At 61.5% G+C, this 17551-nt stretch carries 19 protein-coding genes; 11 read left to right on the forward strand and 8 right to left on the reverse strand.

Annotation, left to right across the window (positions count from 1 at the left end; all coding sequences use genetic code 11):
• Positions 1–17 precede the first annotated feature (17 nt).
• Positions 18–557: a chalcone isomerase family protein gene (locus CAF90_RS16660; RefSeq protein ID WP_085607585.1), complete on the reverse strand. Its 540-nt coding sequence runs from the start codon at positions 555–557 to the stop codon at positions 18–20.
• A gap of 148 nt (positions 558–705) precedes the next feature.
• On the opposite strand from CAF90_RS16660, the gene CAF90_RS16665 reads away from it, so the two are divergent.
• Both CAF90_RS16665 and CAF90_RS16670 read left to right on the forward strand, forming a co-directional pair.
• On the forward strand, positions 706–1479 hold the full coding sequence (locus tag CAF90_RS16665; RefSeq protein ID WP_085607588.1) for a hypothetical protein: 774 nt from the start codon (positions 706–708) through the stop codon (positions 1477–1479).
• Between the two features lie 86 nt (positions 1480–1565).
• Positions 1566–2132 carry a hypothetical protein gene (locus tag CAF90_RS16670; protein ID WP_085607590.1) on the forward strand — a complete coding sequence of 189 codons (567 nt, stop codon included), beginning with the start codon at positions 1566–1568 and terminating at the stop codon, positions 2130–2132.
• A 3-nt stretch (positions 2133–2135) separates the two neighbouring features.
• On the opposite strand, the gene CAF90_RS16675 is transcribed toward CAF90_RS16670, so the two are convergent.
• The 4 genes from CAF90_RS16675 to CAF90_RS16690 all read right to left on the reverse strand — a co-directional run bounded on the left by CAF90_RS16675 (position 2136) and on the right by CAF90_RS16690 (position 5628).
• Complete coding sequence (locus CAF90_RS16675) at positions 2136–2852, reverse strand: alpha/beta hydrolase (protein WP_085607591.1); 717 nt, start codon at positions 2850–2852, stop codon at positions 2136–2138.
• A gap of 66 nt (positions 2853–2918) precedes the next feature.
• Positions 2919–4031, reverse strand: a complete 1113-nt coding sequence (locus CAF90_RS16680) for a succinylglutamate desuccinylase/aspartoacylase family protein (RefSeq protein WP_085607593.1) — start codon at positions 4029–4031, stop codon at positions 2919–2921.
• A 128-nt stretch (positions 4032–4159) separates the two neighbouring features.
• A complete protein-coding gene (locus CAF90_RS16685) occupies positions 4160–4939 on the reverse strand; it encodes an ABC transporter substrate-binding protein (protein ID WP_007956251.1) in 780 nt (259 codons plus the stop codon).
• A gap of 254 nt (positions 4940–5193) precedes the next feature.
• Entirely contained in the window at positions 5194–5628 is a 435-nt protein-coding gene (locus CAF90_RS16690) for a rhodanese-like domain-containing protein (RefSeq protein WP_085607595.1), read from the reverse strand.
• 100 nt (positions 5629–5728) lie between these two features.
• Between CAF90_RS16690 and ftrA the strand changes: the two genes are divergently transcribed.
• Positions 5729–6718, forward strand: a complete 990-nt coding sequence (ftrA, locus tag CAF90_RS16695) for a transcriptional regulator FtrA (RefSeq protein ID WP_085607597.1) — start codon at positions 5729–5731, stop codon at positions 6716–6718.
• On the opposite strand, the gene cobF is transcribed toward ftrA, so the two are convergent.
• Together cobF and CAF90_RS16705 are read right to left on the reverse strand one after the other, a co-directional pair.
• Positions 6687–7439: a precorrin-6A synthase (deacetylating) gene (gene cobF / locus CAF90_RS16700; protein ID WP_085607599.1), complete on the reverse strand. Its 753-nt coding sequence runs from the start codon at positions 7437–7439 to the stop codon at positions 6687–6689. The two genes, ftrA and cobF, sit on opposite strands and share 32 nt — an antisense overlap.
• Positions 7439–8008, reverse strand: coding sequence for a histidine phosphatase family protein (locus CAF90_RS16705; protein WP_085607601.1), 570 nt, complete (start codon positions 8006–8008; stop codon positions 7439–7441). The genes cobF and CAF90_RS16705 overlap by 1 nt, the downstream gene beginning before the upstream one ends.
• 320 nt (positions 8009–8328) lie before the next feature.
• Here CAF90_RS16705 and CAF90_RS16710 point away from each other — a divergent pair, with 320 nt between their 5' ends.
• The 8 genes from CAF90_RS16710 (at position 8329) to CAF90_RS16745 (ending at position 16586) form a co-directional block, all read left to right on the forward strand.
• Positions 8329–9183: a MurR/RpiR family transcriptional regulator gene (locus CAF90_RS16710; RefSeq protein ID WP_085607603.1), complete on the forward strand. Its 855-nt coding sequence runs from the start codon at positions 8329–8331 to the stop codon at positions 9181–9183.
• Between the two features lie 2 nt (positions 9184–9185).
• Positions 9186–9830, forward strand: a complete 645-nt coding sequence (locus CAF90_RS16715; protein WP_085607605.1) for an isochorismatase family cysteine hydrolase — start codon at positions 9186–9188, stop codon at positions 9828–9830.
• On the forward strand, positions 9827–11158 hold the full coding sequence (locus CAF90_RS16720) for a glutamine synthetase (protein ID WP_085607607.1): 1332 nt from the start codon (positions 9827–9829) through the stop codon (positions 11156–11158). Before CAF90_RS16715 ends, CAF90_RS16720 begins: the two co-directional genes overlap by 4 nt.
• Positions 11142–11894, forward strand: coding sequence for an N-formylglutamate amidohydrolase (locus CAF90_RS16725; protein ID WP_085607609.1), 753 nt, complete (start codon positions 11142–11144; stop codon positions 11892–11894). The genes CAF90_RS16720 and CAF90_RS16725 overlap by 17 nt, the downstream gene beginning before the upstream one ends.
• Positions 11895–11981: 87 nt before the next feature.
• Positions 11982–13331 (forward strand): APC family permease, encoded by a 1350-nt coding sequence (locus CAF90_RS16730; protein ID WP_011333496.1) that lies wholly within the window; start codon positions 11982–11984, stop codon positions 13329–13331.
• Between the two features lie 118 nt (positions 13332–13449).
• A complete protein-coding gene (locus tag CAF90_RS16735; RefSeq protein WP_085607611.1) occupies positions 13450–14466 on the forward strand; it encodes an arginine N-succinyltransferase in 1017 nt (338 codons plus the stop codon).
• Positions 14467–14521: 55 nt separating this feature from the next.
• Entirely contained in the window at positions 14522–15556 is a 1035-nt protein-coding gene (astA, locus tag CAF90_RS16740; protein WP_007956239.1) for an arginine N-succinyltransferase, read from the forward strand.
• Between the two features lie 160 nt (positions 15557–15716).
• The gene (locus CAF90_RS16745; RefSeq protein WP_007956238.1) at positions 15717–16586 is read left to right on the forward strand and encodes an oxaloacetate decarboxylase; all 870 of its coding nucleotides are present in this window, start codon (positions 15717–15719) and stop codon (positions 16584–16586) included.
• 78 nt (positions 16587–16664) lie between these two features.
• Here the strand turns inward: CAF90_RS16745 and CAF90_RS16750 are convergent, their stop codons facing one another.
• Entirely contained in the window at positions 16665–16967 is a 303-nt protein-coding gene (locus CAF90_RS16750; protein WP_064595275.1) for a hypothetical protein, read from the reverse strand.
• Positions 16968–17551 lie beyond the last annotated feature (584 nt).

The following is a 17551-nucleotide window of genomic DNA, read 5'->3' on the forward strand; positions in this document are numbered from 1 at the left end:
GCGCAGATGTGCTGCGATCAGGGTTTGGCAGTACCCAGCAGTTGCTGGCGCAGCTCGGGACTGCGCGTGCGCGGGTCGAGCCAGATGTCGAAAAACGCCCGGGCAAACTGCGGATCATCGATTTCATGCTGCAACTGTTGGCCGACAAAGAACCGCGCGCCTTGCCCCGGCAGAAACACCCCGGTGATCCGTGTGCCGGCCTGCACGTCGACGAACGATTGCTGCATCTGGGTTTGCCACACGGCCAGTTGCACCGGGCTGAGGGAAGCACCGGCCAGACGCCTGATCTCATCGACGCTGGCCTTCACCAGGTCATCGCGGGAAATGGAGCGCCGGTAGATCAGCTCAAGGGCAAAGGGCTGTCCGTCGGCCAGCGGTCGCGCCGCGCTCCACAACCGGGCGTTGTAGACGTCGAAACCGAACACGCTGAAATCGCCGGTGCCGATGATCTGTGCGCCGGGCACCGCGTCCTGCCAACTGGCCCAGGTGGGGGTCAGCAACAAGGCCCACAAGCCGATCCCGCAGCATCCACGCAACACCTTCGGTGTACTGCTCATCGCGGCATCGACTCCGGTAAACCCTGAGACTCAGAGCATAGTCCGCTATCGCTCCCGGCATTTTGTATACATGTTTTGCATGCATATGCAGCAATCCGCTAACGACAATGCTAACGTGGCCCTCATTCAACCCCACGGAGACACCTGCGTGCTGATCCTCAAACTGCTGCTGATTCCCGGTTTTTTGCTGCTGATTTCCCTGGCCGGGAAGCGTTGGGGCCCCAGCGTTGCCGGTTGGCTGTCGGGATTGCCGGTGGTGGTCGGGCCGATTCTGTTTTTCCTCGCCATCGAGCAAGGGCCGGCGTTTGCCGCGCAATCGGCGGTCGCGGCGCTGTCGGCCATGTTTGCGATGATCGCGTTTTGCGTCACTTATGCGCAGGTGGCGCAGCGGGCGAACTGGCCGCTGGCATTGGTGGTTTCCTTATCGGTCTGGGCCGTGCTGGCGCTGATTCTGTCGCTGATTCCGGCCTCTCTGCCGTTCTCGATTGCCGCCGCTGCGACTGCCCTTCTTGCTGCGCCGTACCTGTTTCCCAAGGTCCAACCGGTGGTCAGCGGCCCGGCGCCGAAGTCCGACAAACTGGTGTGGCGGATGATCGCCGGGGCGGCGTTGACGCTGGTGGTAACCATGCTGGCCAGCACCGTCGGCGAGCGCTGGAGTGGATTGCTCGCGGTATTCCCGGTTCTGGGCAGCGTGATGGCGGTGTTTTCCCAACAGACCCGTGGTCCGGCGTTCACCGCTGCGTTGTTGCGGGCAACGGCGACGGGGATGTATTCGTTTTCGGCGTTCTGCCTGGTGTTGGCGCTGACAGTCCCAAGCCTGGGCTTCGGCGGTTTCGTGGTGGCCGTGGCCGTTTCGGTGGCGATGCTGGGCGTCACCAGGCAGTTGCTGGCCAAACCCGCGCCGGCACCGTCGCCGAACTGAGCCCGCCCGGACAAACCGCTCTGGAGTGCCGGGTGTGCTCCGTGGGATGATCGCCGCCCAAGCGCGACCATCCCTCGGAGATTCGAATGTCATTGCTTAGCAAGAAAGTCATCGTCCTGTTGCTGGCGGCGGTGGCCGGTTTCGGCGCCATCAATGCTCAGGCAGCCAAGGCCAAAGAGAAGGCTGTCACCGAGAAAGTCTCGATGCTCGACGGCAAATTCAGTTTTGTCCTGCCCAAGGGCTTTGTCGGCGACCCGCTAGCGGCCGGCCCGACCGGTGCCAAGGGCACCATGTACAGCAACGATGCCACCAAGACTGTGGTCATCGTCGCCGAAAACCAGATTCCCGAAGGCAACAACGTCAAGGACAACGACAGTACGTTCCTCGACGGCACCGTCTCCGATTTCATCGACGCCCAGCGCAAAGCCCTGCCGGACTTCAACAAACTCAGCGAAAAGAGCCTGACCCAGAAAGGCAATGGCCTGGGCCTGCGTCAGGTCGACAGCACCGCCACCCAGGGCGGCGGCCAGACTCTCAATACCACGTTGCTGGCCGGTTCCGGCACGCGCATGGCGCTGGTCCAGGTGATTTCCCGGGCCAGCGACAAGAGCGGTCACGAGGCATTGGTGAAAACCATCCTCAAGGAAAAGTGATTTTCAGGGATTGAGTTTCTGCAACCAGTCGTTCAAATCCCGAAGCTCGGCCGCGCTGATGCTGTGGCCGACGCCGGGATAGGCATGAAATTGCGGTTTGTACGACAGCTTCTGCAACAACGCATCGGCCTCGGTGCCACCGCTGTACGGCACCCGGTCATCCGCCGTGCCGTGACCGATGAAGATTTCCAGCGGCGGATGCTGTTGCTCTGACTTCAGCTCGCCCTTGAGCACCGGCAACACCCGCCCGCTCAACGCGGCAATGCCACCCACTGCCGCCGGCTGCCGCAGCCCGACCTCGTAGGTCATCATCGCGCCCTGGCTGAAACCGATCAGGTACACCTTCTCCGGTTGCGCGTGATATTTCTGCGCCGCAGCGGCGATAAAGGCCCGCAGTTTCTGGCTGCTGGCCTTCAGATCGTCGGTCTCGCCGTTGTAGGCCCCTTCGCCTTTCTTGCGAAACCACTGAAAACGCCCTTCCCCCAACGCCATCGGTGCCTGCACCGACAGGTAGTTGTACTGCTTGGGCAGCTGAAATTTCATACCGATCAAGTCTGCTTCGTTGCTGCCATAGCCATGCAGGAAAATCACCAGCGGACGCTGTTCGGCGTCCGGGTGCACCTGGGCCAGGTAGTTGAGCGGCAGATCGTTTTGCAACGAGGTCTGAGCCTGAACGGCAGTGGACGCGAGCAGCGTCAACAGCGCAAACACCTTCAACATAAGCTTTCCTTCACACTGTGCAGGGTTCGGGGCAGAGCCTAACACTGTGATCCGGAGGATGGGGTGTCAGTCGTTGATCAGCTTTCCAACTCGAATCGGCTCGCGCCCCGCCACTTTCGCCTGCCAGATACCCGGCTGGGTGTAGCGTCCGCGATCGATGGCGAACAACACACCGCTGGTGCCGGCACGCACGGTGGTCACGCGGTCGTTCAGCGGATCGACCACTTCGAACAGCGCATCGCCGCGCTCGACCCATTCACCGGCATCGCGCAGGAAACTCACCACGCCATGATGCGGTGCGAACAGGTATTCGGTGCCTTCGAACGGCATGCCTTCACAGCATTCGTCCGGCGCTTTCGGCCAATCGCCGCTGATGAAACCCTGCTCGGCCAAAAAGCCCAGGATCGCCTCGCAATTGGCCTGGGCCTGATCGACGCGGGTGTCGCCCATGCTGCCCAACTCAAGGGTGGTGGCGAGGTTGGCCGGCGGAATCGCCGCGTTCGGGAAGGCCCGAGCCAGGCGCAACCACGGCGAGGAGCAGGATTCGTCGAACGAGCTGCCGCCGGAATCTTCACACAGCAGCGCCACGCCAGCCTTCAGGCGTGCGGCGAGGGATTGCCACTGCGGCCAGTGCTGCGGCAGTGCGTAAATATGAATCGCGGCGTCGAAATCGCAATGCAGATCGAGGGTGAAGTCGGCCTCGCAGGCGTGGCGCAGCAACAGGCGGTGCAGCGCTTCCAGTTGCGAGGCCGGGGCTGGCAGTTCGTCGAGGACCTGGCCCATGGTCTGGCGGATCAACGCAATGTTGGCTTGGGCATCACCACCCAACTGACTCCCGATGCGCTCGGCCACCGGCGCACTGAGTTCGACGAAGGAGCGGTTGAAGTTCTTGCCGCTGCCCAGCTCGAAACGCCCCATGTGGCTGCCTTGCAGGTGCTGATCGAGGCCGATCGGGTTGGCCACCGGCACCAGTTCGATCACGCCTTGCAACTGACCGTTGCTTTCCAGCTCGGCCAGGCGCTTTTTCAGTTCCCACGCGGTGCGCATGCCCGGCAGTTCATCGGCGTGCAGGCTGGCCTGGATGTAGACCTTGCGCGGGCCGGCGCCGTAACGGAACACGCTCAGGGAACGTTCGCTGCCCAAGTGGCTCCAGGGCAGAAGATGGTCGATGCGTTGCATGGGGTACTCCGGGAATTCTGTGGTCGTTGCCGGGGCAATGACTGCATTGAAAATGTGCTGACAGGATAAATCACGGGCGAAAAAAAAGTGGCCACCGCGCAAACGGGGCCACTTTTTTCTACGGCGTATTAATGGCCGTACACGTCAAAGTCGAAGTACTTGTCCTGCACTTGCTTGTACTTGCCGTTGGCGCGGATTTCGTTGATGGCGGTGTTGAATTTCTCCGCCAGCTCGGTATCGCCTTTACGCACCGCAATACCGGCGCCACCGCCGAAGTACTTGGCGTCTTCGTAGGTCGGGCCGACGAATTCGAAGCCTTTGCCGGCGTCGGTTTTCAGGAAACCGTCGCTCAGGTTGACCGAGTCGGCCAGCATCGCGTCGATACGACCGGACACCATGTCCAGGTTGGCTTCCTGCTGCGAGCCGTAACGCACCAGTTCGATCCCGGCCGGCACCAGCACTTCGGTGGCGTAACGGTCGTGGGTACTGGCACGCAGCACGCCGACTTTCTTGCCTTTGAGTTCGACCAGCGGGTCTTTCACGCCCGAGCCTGCCTTCATCACGAAGCGCGCCGGGGTATGGTAGTACTTGATGGTGAAATCGACGTTTTTCTTGCGGTCGTCAGTGATGGTCATCGAGGACAGGATCGCGTCGATCTTCTTCACTTTCAGCGCCGGGATCAGGCCGTCGAATTCTTGCTCGACCCAGGTGCATTTGACTTTCATCTGCTCACACAGCGCATCGCCGATGTCCACGTCGAAACCGGCCAGTTTGCCGTCAGGGGTTTTCATCGAGAATGGCGGGTAACCGGCTTCGATACCGATACGGATCGGTTTGGCGTCTTCGGCCACGGCGGTCAGGGACAACATCGACAGTGCCAGGGCACCGAACATAACCAGCTTTTTCATTTATTACTCCCGTGTGCGGAGGCTTTTATTGGCAGCTTTCGATTGTCAGGTTCGGCCTTGGGCTGTGTAGCGCAAAGAAACCGAAGTGGCCGGCAGTCTATGGCGGCGCGCACGGGGCAAATTGTGTTTAAGCGACAAATACTTACAGAAAATCGGCGAGTGCCATCACGTGCGAAGAGTGTGCGCCAGAGCGGTGCAAGGGTTGTAGGACAAAGCCGACAAAAGGTGCCGCCGAAGCGGCAACCCTCCGGCTATCAGCAATCGCAGGCGATCGGCGCGGCGGCGACGCGCGGTGTCGCAACACTCAGCTGAAAGCCTTCATCGAGCCAGCCGGTCACCCCGCCGATCATCTCCTTGACCGGATAACCCAGCGCCGCCAGCTTCACCGCGGCCTTGTTGGCGCCATTGCAGTGAGGGCCGGCGCAATAGACCACGAACAGGGTGTTTTTCGGGTAGTCCGCCAGCCCTTCCGCCGTCAGCAACCGCCCCGGAATATTGATCGCCCCCGGCACGTGACCGCGCTCGAAGGCCAGCGGCCCGCGCACGTCCACCAGCACAAAGTCGACTTCGCCGGATTCCTGGCTGCTGAAGACGTCGGAACAATCGGTTTCGAAGGTCAGACGGTTGCTGAAATGCATCAGGGCAATCGCCGAAGGGGCGGCAGGAATTTCGCGAACCAGGCTGGGCATGTTGAATCACTCCTTTGTCTGTGGGGATGAACAGACTTTATCGAGCCGCCGCTTGCCGCTACAGTGGCGCACAAGACACTCACCGGGAATTTTCCGCCAAATGCCTGATTCACCTGGATTGGTCGCGATTCTGGCCTACGACGGCCTCTGCACATTCGAGTTCGGCATCGCCGTGGAGATCTTCGGCCTGGCCCGGCCGGAGTTTGATTTCCCGTGGTACGAGCACTGCATCGCCGCCGTCGATCAAGGCCCGATGCGCGCCATGGGCGGGATTCAGGTGCTGGCCGATGGCGGTCTTGAGCTGTTGGCGGATGCACGCACCATCATCATTCCCGGCTGGCGCGACCGCAGTGCGCCAGTGCCGGAGGCCTTGCTCGAAGCATTGCGTGATGCCCATTCACGCGGTGCCCGGTTGCTGTCGATCTGCTCGGGCGTGTTTGTGCTGGCGGCCAGCGGCCTGCTCGACGGGCACGGCGCCACCACTCACTGGCGCTACACCTCGGAGCTGGCCGAGCGCTTCCCGGCCATCGATGTCGACCCGGACGTGCTTTACGTCGATTCCGGCCAATTGATTACTTCGGCCGGCAGCGCGGCCGGGATCGACGCCTGCCTGCACCTGGTGGCGCGGGACTTCGGCACCCAGATCGCCAACTCGGTCGCGCGACGGCTGGTGATGTCGCCGCAGCGCACCGGCGGTCAGGCGCAATTCATTCCGACACCGGTCAGCCCAACGCCGCGCAGCGACCTGTCGCGCGTGATGCAGTGGGCCCGCGAGCGCCTGCACGAACCGCTGGAAGTGCGCGATCTGGCCAGCGAAGCGGCGATGAGCGAACGCACCTTCCTGCGCAAATTTACCGAAGCCAGCGGCCAGTCACCCAAGGCCTGGCTGCAACACGAGCGTCTGGCCCGGGCCCGGGAATTACTGGAAAGCACACCGCAGAACACCGAGCAGATCGCCCTGCGCTGTGGCTATCGCTCGGTGGAAAGCTTTCGTGTGGCGTTTCGCAGCGTGGTCGGGGTGCCGCCGTCGGTGTATCGCGAGCGCTTCGGTCGCGAGATCAAGGCTTGCGCAACAGATAAGTGTCCATGATCCAGCCATGCTCGGCCCGGGCAGCCTTGCGCACCCGTTCGATCTCATCGGCAACGTCGCCGAGCTTGCCATGGATGAGGATTTCGTCCGGCGTGCCGAGGTAGGCACCCCAGTAAATCTCTGTCTCCTGATCCGCCACCTGGTGGTAGGAATCTTCAGCGTCGAGCATCACCACCAGACTGTCCGTGTCACTCACCTGCCCCGCCGCCAGGCGCCGGCCGGTGGTGATTTCAATCGAGCGGCCGATGGTGTTCAACGGCACCTTGTGTTGTGCCGCCAGGGCCTGAACGCTGGTGATGCCGGGAATGACTTCGAATTCAAACGCACATCGCCCCGAGGCCAGAATCGCCTGCAGAATACGAATCGTGCTGTCGTACAACGCAGGATCCCCCCACACCAGAAAACCGCCGCACTGCCCGTCAGCCAATTCGTCATTGATCAGCCGTTCGAAGGTTTGTTGCTTGGCGCGGTTCAGATCATCGACGCTTGCGCTGTAGTCCACACCGCGCTCGCGCTCAGGGCTGTGGGCTTCGGCGAAACGGTAGGTACGATCGGTGATGTAGCGCTCACAGATTTCTCGCCGCAGGTCGATCAGCTTGTCCTTGCTCTGGCCCTTGTCCATCAGGAAAAACACGTCCACCCGGTTCAACGCCTTCACCGCCTGCATCGTGATGTAGTCCGGGTTGCCGGCACCGATGCCGATCACCAGCAATCGCTTCATTACTCTGCTCCTTCCAGATTCATGCCGGACAAGCGTAGCCGCCAGCGCCCGGTAAACCGCAGATCGACCACCGCCAGCGGCTCGACGTCGATGCTGTGAAACGCCTCGCCCTGCACGACCTGCATCAACGCAGCACGAATCACGAACGGATGGGTGATCGCCACCACGTGTCCCTGCGTGGCTTGCAGTGAAACCAGCCACGCAGCCACCCGTTCACGCAGTTGCGCCACCGACTCACCGCCATGGGGTGCGGCGTGCGGATCTTCGAGCCAGGCTTGCAATGCCTCGGGTTCGTTTCGTTGCAAATCCTTGATCGACTGACCCTGCCAGCGTCCCCAGTCGCAATCACGCAGGGCCTCGTCGATGCGTACCTCAGGGCCAAACCACGCCGCCGTCTGGCGGGTGCGCAGCTCCGGGCCGCAAATCAGGCGCGAAGCGGAGTCGAAACGCGAAGCCAGCGAGCAGGACGCCAGCGCCGTTTCTTCAACAGCTTCGTTCGTAGGAAAACACGCCAATTTTTGTGCGACTGTTCTGGCATGGCAGATCAATGTCAAACGGGTGGTCTGCACGGGAAGTCACTCGGCTGGAAAACAGGACGGTCATCGGCGTAATCGCGGATAGAGCGGCAATTGTGCCGTAAACCGGGATGCTCCGGGCAAGTCGATTGGGTGATCCGAGCGTGTGAAAGCGGCAATGTCTGACACCGTAATGGGCAATGGACTACAAGACTGATCGACATCCGTGTAACCCTTGCGTTACGGGCTTCCCGCCCCATTTTGGGGCTTGGTTTAAACGCCGAAAAATTCGCTAGACATGTAGCGTCAGTTACATAAATACTGTTTTAACGGATTGTGAAGCGAATTCAACACCCCATCCAGCAGGATCCCGGATGCCCCCTTTAAGAGACCTGATCACCGACCCCGGCCTTGACCTGACGCCGTCGGAGCGCAAAGTCGTTCGCGCCTTGCTCGATCAGTATCCACGCAATGGGCTTGGCCCGATGGCGCGCCTGGCCGAACATGCCGGCGTCAGCGATCCGACCATCGTGCGGCTTGTGAAAAAGCTCGGCTTCGGTGGTTACGCCGAATTCCAGGACGCCCTGCTCAGCGACATGGACCATCGCCTGCGCTCGCCTCGCACGCTGTTGCAGCCACGCTCGCATCAGAATAAAGACGATGCCTGGAGCCATTATCTGGCTCACAGCCACAACCTGCTGGCCGAAACCCAGGCCCTGACCCAACCGGAAGACGTGCGAATTCTGGCCGACTGGCTGCTCGACACCCGGCATCAGGTCTACTGCTTCGGCGGGCGCTTCAGCAGTCTGATGGCGACTTACCTGCTCAATCATTTGCGCTTGCTGCGCCCCGGTTGCTTTGCACTGGAAGACAACGCGCAACTGCCGGATCGCCTGTTCGACCTGCAACGCCAGGACGTGGTGCTGGTGTTCGACTATCGCCGCTACCAGACCCAGGCCTTGCGCGTGGCGAGCGCGGCGAAGAACAGCAACGCTCGCGTCGTGTTGTTCACCGACATCTATGCCTCGCCGCTGCGCGAACTGGCCGACATGATCATCAGCGCTCCGGTGGAGTCGGCCTCGCCGTTCGACACCATGGTCCCGGCGCTGGCCCAGGTCGAGGCATTGATTGCCTGCCTGACCCTGCGTTGCCCGGACCTGGCCGATCGCCTGGAAGGCATCGATGCCCTGCGCAACGACTTCGACACCCATTTGCTGGAGGATAAATAAGGATGTTCAGCCTTCCCCATCGCTCGCCACGGGACCTGCCGTTTGTCACCGATCACACCGCCCTGTTGCTGGTGGACATGCAGCGCGCCTGGCTCGAACCACAGTTCGACCCGCACCTCGAAGGCCCGGATGCCGCGTACTTCCTCAACCGCACGCGCTCGCAAGTGGTGCCCAATCAAGTCCGACTGCTCAACGCCTTCCGCGATGCACGGCAGAACGTGCTGCACACCCTGATCGAAAGCCTGACCGCCGACGGCCGTGACCGCTCGCTGGATCACAAGCTGTCGGACATGCACCTGCCCAAGGGCAGCCCGCAGGCACAGGTCATCGCCGAACTGACCCCGGTGGAAAACGAAATCGTGCTGCCGAAGACTTCGTCCGGGGTCTTCAACTCGACCAACATCGACTACGTGCTGCGCAACCTTGAAACCCGTCACCTGATCATCGCCGGCATCGTCACCGACCAATGCGTGGACATGGCCGTGCGTGACGCCGCTGACCGTGGCTACCTCGTCACTCTGGTGGCGGACGCCTGCGCGACCTACACCGAAGCACGCCACGACGCCTGTCTGAATGCGATCAAGGGCTACTGCTGGATCACCGACACCGACACCGTGCTCGGCCGGTTGCAGGAGATGCAGCCATGAGCGAACGCCTGTCGCCGTTGCCGATGACCACCATCGTCACAACCGACCTGATCGGCATCACCCGTGGCCGTTCGTTTCCCACCGATGAGCTGGAGCATTATCAGGCCGCCGGTTGTGGTTGGGTGCCGGCCAACAGCGCGCTGACGCCGCAGGACATCATCGCTTCGACCAGTCCGTGGGGCGCTTATGGCGACCTGCGGCTGATTCCCGATCTGGCCAGCCGCGTCACCGTCGGCAACGGTCCGGACGCCGCAGCGCCAGCGCTGGATTTCATCCACGGTGACATCCGCGAGACCGATGGCCGGCCATGGGCAGCCTGCCCGCGCACCCTGTTGCGCAACGAGGTCGAGCGCTATCGTGATGAACTCGGCTTGCAGGTCAACGCCGCGTTCGAACACGAATTCAATCTGCACGCCGGGTTTGCCGAACACCTGGCGTTTTCGCTGGAAGCCCAGCGCCAGGGCGCCGAATTCGGTGGCTGGCTGCTCAGCGCGTTGCGCGCCGGTGGCGTCGAGCCGGAAATGTTCCTGCCCGAATACGGCAAGCATCAATACGAAATCACCTGCCGCCCAACCCTAGGCGTGGCGGCGGCGGATCGCGCGGTCAACGTGCGCGAGATCACCCGCGAAATCGCCCGGCAGATGGGTCTGGATCTGAGCTTTGCGCCAAAAACCGCTGCCGACGCGGTGTGCAACGGCGTGCACCTGCACATCAGCCTCCTCGATCTGGCCGGTCAGCCAATGCTTTACGACGCCGGCACCAGCAATGGTCTGTCGACCCTCGGCCAGCACTGGGCGGCGGGCGTGCTGCATTACTTGCCGGCACTGTGTGCGTTCACTGCACCGACGCCGGTGTCGTATGAGCGTTTGCAACCGCATCACTGGAGCGCGTCCTACGCCTGCCTCGGACAACAGAATCGCGAAGCGGCGCTGCGCATCTGCCCGACCGTGAGCCTGGGCAACAAGCCCGTGGCGAAGCAATACAACCTGGAATTCCGCGCCATGGACGCCACCGCCTCGCCGCATCTGGCAATGGCCGCGCTGCTGATCGCCGGACGCCTGGGGATCGAGCAACGTCTGGCGCTGAACGCGATCACCGATGAAATCCCTGATTCACTCAACGACGAACAACGCAAGGCCCGGGGCATCGTTGCCCTGCCCGCCTCCCTGGCCCAGGCACTGGATTGCCTGCGTCGCAGTGAAGCGCTGGTCGAAGCGCTGCCAAGCGCGTTGCTCGAAACCTTTTTCGCCCTTAAAACCGAGGAACTGGCGCTGACGGAACAGCTCTCGCCCGCTGATCTATGTGAGCACTATGCACGCCTGTACTGAATCCGCCGAGCTTGGGTTGTACACCCGACCGGTCTACAACCTGAGCCGTGAAGATTCGACGCACCCGCTGATTCTGGTGTGCGAACACGCCAGCCGCTACATCCCCGAGGCCCTGAACAATCTGGGCCTGGATGACACGGCCGCGCGCGAACACATCGCCTGGGACATCGGTGCCCTGGCGCTGGCCGAGCAACTGTCGGAGCAACTGGGTGCGACGCTGCTGAGCGCCAACTATTCGCGCTTGCTGATCGACCTCAACCGCCCCCGGCATGCGCCCGACAGCATCCCGGCCCAGAGCGAGATCTATCAGGTGCCGGGCAACCGCGAGCTCGACGAAGCCACCCGCGAATACCGTCGCCAGTGCCTGTTCAAGCCGTTTCACACGCGGCTGCAACAACTGATCGATGCACGTCTGGCCGAAGGTCGGCCGGTGCGGGTGGTAGGGATTCACAGTTTTACCCCGGTGTACTACGGCCAGCCACGTGAGCTGGAAGTCGGCGTGCTGTTCGGTCAGGCCCGGGCCTACGCCCAGCGGATGCTCGACGGTCTGGAACGACACCCGCTGAAAGTCGCCGGCAACCAGCCGTACAAGATCGACCCGCTGGGCGACATGACCGTGCCGGTGCACGGCGATGCCCGGGGCCTGGAGTCGGTGTTGATCGAAGTGCGCAACGACCTGTTGCGTAGCCCGGAAGCGGTAACCCGCTGGGCGGATTATCTGGCTCCATTGCTGTAAGGATTGTTGTAACCACTGCTGACGCTGTAAACGACGGACCGATATAACAACTAAAACGACCGATTGGCTGACAAGGAGTTGCGCTTCATGGAAATAGAAGAGTTCGGCTACAAACAGGAGTTGAAACGTAGCCTGACACTGACCGATCTGGTGGTGTACGGGATGATCTTCATGATCCCCATCGCCCCGTTCGGCGTGTATGGCTACGTCAACGCGGAGGCACCGGGGATGGTGCCTCTGGCGTACATCATCGGCATGGTGGCGATGGTCTTCACCGCGCTGAGTTACGGCAGCATGGCCCGGGCCTTTCCGATTGCCGGATCGGTGTATTCCTACGCGCAACGGGGCCTGAATCAACACGTCGGTTTCATCGCCGGCTGGCTGATGCTGCTCGATTACCTGCTGATTCCGCCGCTGCTTTATGTATATGCGGCGATGGCGCTCAACCATTTGTATCCGGACATCCCGAAAGTCGGATTCATCCTGGCGTTCCTGGTCAGCGCGACCTTCGTCAACCTGCGTGGCATCACCTTTACCGCTCGCATGAACATTGTGTTCCTGCTGGCGCAGCTTGTTGTCCTGGGGATTTTCCTGTTCTACGCCTGGAATGCCCTGCACAACGGTGGCGGCAACGGCCAACTGACCTTGGCGCCGCTGTATCACCCGGAAACCTTCAACTTCGCCCTGCTGATGCAAGCGGTGTCGATTGCGGTGCTGTCGTTCCTCGGTTTCGATGCAATCTCCACCCTCGCCGAAGAGATCAAGGGTGATCCGGGCCGCAGCGTCGGCAAAGCGGCACTGATCACGCTGGTGGTGATGGGTGTGATTTTCGTCGCGCAAACCTGGATCGCTACCGATCTGGCAGCCGGCATGGGCTTCAAGTCCGCCGACACCGCGTTCTATGAAATTGCCGAAATCGCCGCTGGCAGCTGGCTGGCAACCTTGACCGGCGTGGCCACGGCTCTGGCCTGGGGCGTGGCGGTGGCGATCACTTCACAAGCGGCGGTCTCGCGCCTGCTGTTCGGCATGGCCCGCGACGGCAAGCTGCCGAAAGTGCTGGCCAAGGTGCACCCGAAACACAACACGCCGTACCTGAGCATTTATCTGGTGGCCGTGCTGTCGCTGGTGATCTGCTACCTGTTCATCAATTCGGTGGACACCCTGACTTCGCTGGTCAACTTCGGCGCCCTGAGCGGCTTCATGCTGCTGCACCTGACCGTGATCAACTACTACTGGCGTCGGCAGAAGTCCGGCCAGGTGATCCGTCACCTGATCTGCCCGGTGATCGGCTTCATCATCGTCGCGGCCATCATGTACAACATGGGCGTCGATGCACAGAAACTCGGCCTGATCTGGATCGCACTGGGTCTGGTGTACCTGTTCTTCCTGAACAAGCTCGGCGCCAGTACCGCGCTGCCTGACCCGAGCAATGGCTGACAAGAAAAAGAGCGGCGTCTGACAACAAATCAGGCGACCGCCGCTTTAACGCGTGGAAACCGACAGTGATAGTCAGGTTCGGCGAATGGGCCGAACCTTTTGATACAGGAGTGCATCCATGCTGGTCTTACGTCCAGTCGAGCCAAACGACCTGCCTCAATTGCAACAATTGGCGCGCGACAGCCTGGTGGGCGTCACATCCCTGCCGGACGACAGCGAACGCCTGGGCGAAAAAATCGCCGCGTCCTGCGCCTCGTTCGACAGCGATGCGGCGGCTCAGGGCCCGGAGAACTACTTCTTCGTGCTGGAAGACATCGACAGCCATCGACTGGTCGGCTGCTCGGAAATCCTCGCCACCGCAGGTTTCAACGAGCCGTTCTACAGCCTGCGCAACCGCCACTTCACCAGCGCCTCGCGGGAGCTGAACATCGAGCACGGCGTGCCGGCGCTGTCGCTGTGCCACGACCTCAGCGGGCATACGCTGCTGCGCGGTTTTCACATCGACGCAGCGCTGGTGCGCACGCCGTTTTCCGAATTGCTGTCGCGGGCACGGCTGCTGTTCATCGCCGCCCACGCGCCGCGATTTGCCGAAGCGGTGATCACCGAAATCGTCGGTTACAGCGACGAGCAAGGGCATTCACCGTTCTGGGATGCGCTGGGCAAACATTTCTTCGACCTGCCCTACGTCGAGGCCGAACGCCTGTGCGGTTTGCAGAGCCGTACGTTTCTCGCCGAACTGATGCCGCAATACCCGATCTACGTGCCGATGCTGCCGCAAGCCGCGCAGGACTGCATCGGTCGCATCCACCCGGACGGCCAGGAAGCCTTCGACATCCTTGAGCGCGAGGGTTTTGAAACCAACAGCTACATCGATCTGTTCGATGCCGGCCCGACCTTGTATGCACGCACCGCCAACATCCGTTCGATCGCGCAGAGCCAGACAGTCACGGTTCAGGAGGAACCCCTGATCGATGCTCGCGGTCGCTATCTGGTGAGCAACGATGCTCTGCATGGCTTTCGGGCGGTGGTCACCGAGCTGGATTTCCAGCCCGGTCAGCCCCTGGGGCTTGACCCGGCCCTATGCGCGGCGCTCAACGTCCGCGCTGGCGGCACGATCCGGTTGATCGCCCTGTGAACCGCGCCCCTACCCAACGACAGTGCCCGAGCAGGCGCGCAAAAGGAGTTGCAGCATGATTGTCCGTCCGGTTCAAGTCAGCGACCTGCCAGCGTTGATGACGCTGGTGCAACAGGCCGGGCCGGGGTTCACCACCCTGCCCGCCAACGAAGATCGCCTGGCCCACCGGGTACGCTGGGCTCAACGCGCCTTCGCCGAACAGGTCGAGCGGGCCGATGCCGATTACCTGTTCGTGCTTGAAGACGACGAGCAGCGAGTGGTCGGGGTCAGCGCCCTGGCCGGGGCCGTCGGCCTGCGTGAGCCCTGGTACAACTATCGGGTCGGGCTGACCGTCAGCTCGGCGCCGGACCTGGGTATTCAACGGCAGATCCCGACGCTGTTCCTCAACAACGAACTGACCGGCCAATCGGAACTGTGCTCGCTGTTCCTGCGCCACGACCAGCGCCACGGCAGCAATGGGCGTCTGCTATCGCTGGGGCGTTTGCTGTTTGTTGCCGAATTCCCGCACCTGTTCGGCGAGAAGATGATCGCCGAACTGCGCGGCAGTGCCGACGAGCAAGGCTGTTCACCGTTCTGGGACAGTCTGGGCCGGCACTTCTTCCAGATGGATTTCAGCCATGCTGACCATCTGTCCGGGCTGGGCAATAAAGCGTTTATCGCCGAACTGATGCCACGTCAGCCGCTGTACACCTGCCTGCTCACCGAACAGGCCCAGGCCGTGATCGGCCAGGCCCATCCCAACACCGAACCGGCCCTGAAAATTCTTCAGTCCGAGGGTTTCGCTCACAAAGGCTACATCGACATCTTCGACGGCGGCCCGGTGATCGAAGCACCGATCCGCAGCATCCGCACCGTGCGCGACAGCCTGGAACTGACCCTGAGCATCGGCACCCCGGACGATCAGGCGCCGCTGTGGTTGATCCACAATCGGCGCCTGGAAAACTGCCGCATCACCGTCGCGCCGGGCCGTCGGGTCGGCAGCAGTCTGGTGATCGACCGCCTCACCGCCAAACGCCTGCAATTGCAGCCGGGCAACTCGGTGCGGGCGGTGCCGCTGCCCAATCAACAGCAGCAGGCGGTGGCGGCCTGAGCGCCTCTGCCTGCAACAAGAAAGCCTGAACAGGATTTTCCTGGTTAACTTCCTCGTTAATTCGTCATGATCCTTGACCCATTGGCGTGATAGCCTTTTCACCTTCGGCGTTGACACCTTTGCTCAAGCCTTTCCATTCCTTTGTATTGGTGGAACTCGTATGACCAGGCTTTCTCATCAAGATTTGCGCCGTAACTTCCGTCAGCTGCTGGCTTCCGACACCTGCTATCACACCGCCTCGGTGTTCGATCCGATGTCCGCCCGCATCGCCGCTGACCTGGGTTTTGAAGTAGGGATTCTCGGCGGCTCGGTCGCCTCGTTGCAGGTCCTGGGCGCTCCGGACTTTGCCCTGATCACCCTCAGCGAATTCGCTGAACAGGCCACCCGCATCGGCCGCGTGGCCCAATTGCCGGTGATCGCCGACGCCGACCACGGCTACGGCAACGCGCTCAACGTGATGCGCACCATCGTCGAACTGGAACGCGCCGGCGTCGCCGCGCTGACCATCGAAGACACCCTGCTGCCGGCACAATTCGGCCGTAAATCCACCGACCTGATCACCGTCGCCGAAGGCGTCGGCAAGATCCGCGCGGCACTGGAAGCACGGGTCGATTCGGAGATGGCAATCATCGCCCGGACTAACGCCGGCATCCTGCCGAACCAGGAAATCATCAGCCGCACCAAGCAATACCAGGCCGCCGGTGCCGACGGTATCTGCATGGTCGGGATTCAGGATTTCGATCAGCTCGAGCAGATCGCCGAACACCTGACCGTCCCGCTGATGCTGGTGACCTACGGCAACCCGGCGCTGCGCGACGACAAACGCCTGGCCGAACTGGGTGTGCGCGTGACCATCGACGGCCACGGTGCTTATTTCGCGGCGATCAAGGCGACTTACGACAGCCTGCGCGAACAACGCCAGATCTTCACCCAGGCCTCGGACCTGAGCGCCACCGAACTGACCCACACTTACACCCAGCCTGAGGAATACATCCTCTGGGCCAAGGAATACATGAGCGTCAAAGAGTAACCTCGCAACACGCTACAAAGAGGCAGAGCGGCCCGACGCCATCACGAGTCCACTCGCATGGCGCCCGCCGCGAAACCGCTACACCGCTGCCTTGAAGCCTTCCTCCCGCTGTAATGCTCGCGTCTGAATCACGTTCAGAATGGCGCAGCCCTCTCGCATCAGCAGATGCACCGCGCTGGTAATGCGCGTCAGATCACAATCGGAAATGCCCTTGAGGTCGAGACTGGAAAACGTGTCTGCCAGATCGCGCACGACCACAAAACGGTGCATCGCACACGCGGCCATGTCGCTGAGTTCTTTTTGAGTATTGATGAAGAGCACCGGGGATTCGGCGTCGTAGGTGTCGATGGGGAGGTAGCGGGGGATTACTTGATCGGTCATGGTGTAACTCCAATAGAGCAACCACCGTTCGCGGCCAAGCGAAGAAGGTGGCGGCTGTGTGCGGGTTGGCCGACCGGGCAGACCACATCCGGCACACCCGAAGGTGTCCCGCGCACAGCTGCCATAAAGCGAATCCAGGCACGAGAATGTCTGGACGATGACGCTGTAGCGTTTTGCCTGCCCGACCGGCCAAGGTCGTTCGCGGAGTTTTTCCGCGAGCCCAGACTATAGGGGTCGGCACCGAAACGCGGCAACAGGGTACGTTGTAGGAAAGGTCTTGGAAAGTTGTGCGCAAAAAAGACAAGGGCTTAAGGGTTCGAAGAGCCCAAAGCACCTACATCCACGACCGCTCAGACTACGCACCAATTCACACCTTGTTTTCCAAGACTCCTTGATCTACAGTCCGAGTCATGCCAGTGACTAGGAGCATCTCCAGTCATCAAATCTGGCCTCTACAGGTGTCTAGTCTCCTTTTACGTTTGTGTGCCTTTTAGCGTTGAGCTAAGAGGCACACAAATAGTAAAACCTCCTACGCAAGCAGACAGTTTCTTGTCGTCTCATCCTCTGTCGTCAAAATAGATACG

The organism is Pseudomonas sp. B37(2017), from assembly GCF_002112885.1.
Lineage (GTDB): Bacteria > Pseudomonadota > Gammaproteobacteria > Pseudomonadales > Pseudomonadaceae > Aquipseudomonas > Aquipseudomonas paraglycinae.

What these genes read in the sequence shown, in the direction of transcription:
- CAF90_RS16660 (WP_085607585.1), bottom strand. Translation starts at nt 557, where the DNA reads ATGAGCAGTACACCGAAGGTGTTGCGTGGATGCTGCGGGATCGGCTTG.
- CAF90_RS16670 (WP_085607590.1), top strand. Translation starts at nt 1,566, where the DNA reads ATGTCATTGCTTAGCAAGAAAGTCATCGTCCTGTTGCTGGCGGCGGTG.
- CAF90_RS16675 (WP_085607591.1), bottom strand. Translation starts at nt 2,852, where the DNA reads ATGTTGAAGGTGTTTGCGCTGTTGACGCTGCTCGCGTCCACTGCCGTT.
- CAF90_RS16680 (WP_085607593.1), bottom strand. Translation starts at nt 4,031, where the DNA reads ATGCAACGCATCGACCATCTTCTGCCCTGGAGCCACTTGGGCAGCGAA.
- CAF90_RS16685 (WP_007956251.1), bottom strand. Translation starts at nt 4,939, where the DNA reads ATGAAAAAGCTGGTTATGTTCGGTGCCCTGGCACTGTCGATGTTGTCC.
- CAF90_RS16690 (WP_085607595.1), bottom strand. Translation starts at nt 5,628, where the DNA reads ATGCCCAGCCTGGTTCGCGAAATTCCTGCCGCCCCTTCGGCGATTGCC.
- ftrA (WP_085607597.1), top strand. Translation starts at nt 5,729, where the DNA reads ATGCCTGATTCACCTGGATTGGTCGCGATTCTGGCCTACGACGGCCTC.
- cobF (WP_085607599.1), bottom strand. Translation starts at nt 7,439, where the DNA reads ATGAAGCGATTGCTGGTGATCGGCATCGGTGCCGGCAACCCGGACTAC.
- CAF90_RS16710 (WP_085607603.1), top strand. Translation starts at nt 8,329, where the DNA reads ATGCCCCCTTTAAGAGACCTGATCACCGACCCCGGCCTTGACCTGACG.
- CAF90_RS16715 (WP_085607605.1), top strand. Translation starts at nt 9,186, where the DNA reads ATGTTCAGCCTTCCCCATCGCTCGCCACGGGACCTGCCGTTTGTCACC.
- CAF90_RS16720 (WP_085607607.1), top strand. Translation starts at nt 9,827, where the DNA reads ATGAGCGAACGCCTGTCGCCGTTGCCGATGACCACCATCGTCACAACC.
- CAF90_RS16725 (WP_085607609.1), top strand. Translation starts at nt 11,142, where the DNA reads ATGCACGCCTGTACTGAATCCGCCGAGCTTGGGTTGTACACCCGACCG.
- CAF90_RS16730 (WP_011333496.1), top strand. Translation starts at nt 11,982, where the DNA reads ATGGAAATAGAAGAGTTCGGCTACAAACAGGAGTTGAAACGTAGCCTG.
- CAF90_RS16735 (WP_085607611.1), top strand. Translation starts at nt 13,450, where the DNA reads ATGCTGGTCTTACGTCCAGTCGAGCCAAACGACCTGCCTCAATTGCAA.
- astA (WP_007956239.1), top strand. Translation starts at nt 14,522, where the DNA reads ATGATTGTCCGTCCGGTTCAAGTCAGCGACCTGCCAGCGTTGATGACG.
- CAF90_RS16745 (WP_007956238.1), top strand. Translation starts at nt 15,717, where the DNA reads ATGACCAGGCTTTCTCATCAAGATTTGCGCCGTAACTTCCGTCAGCTG.
- CAF90_RS16750 (WP_064595275.1), bottom strand. Translation starts at nt 16,967, where the DNA reads ATGACCGATCAAGTAATCCCCCGCTACCTCCCCATCGACACCTACGAC.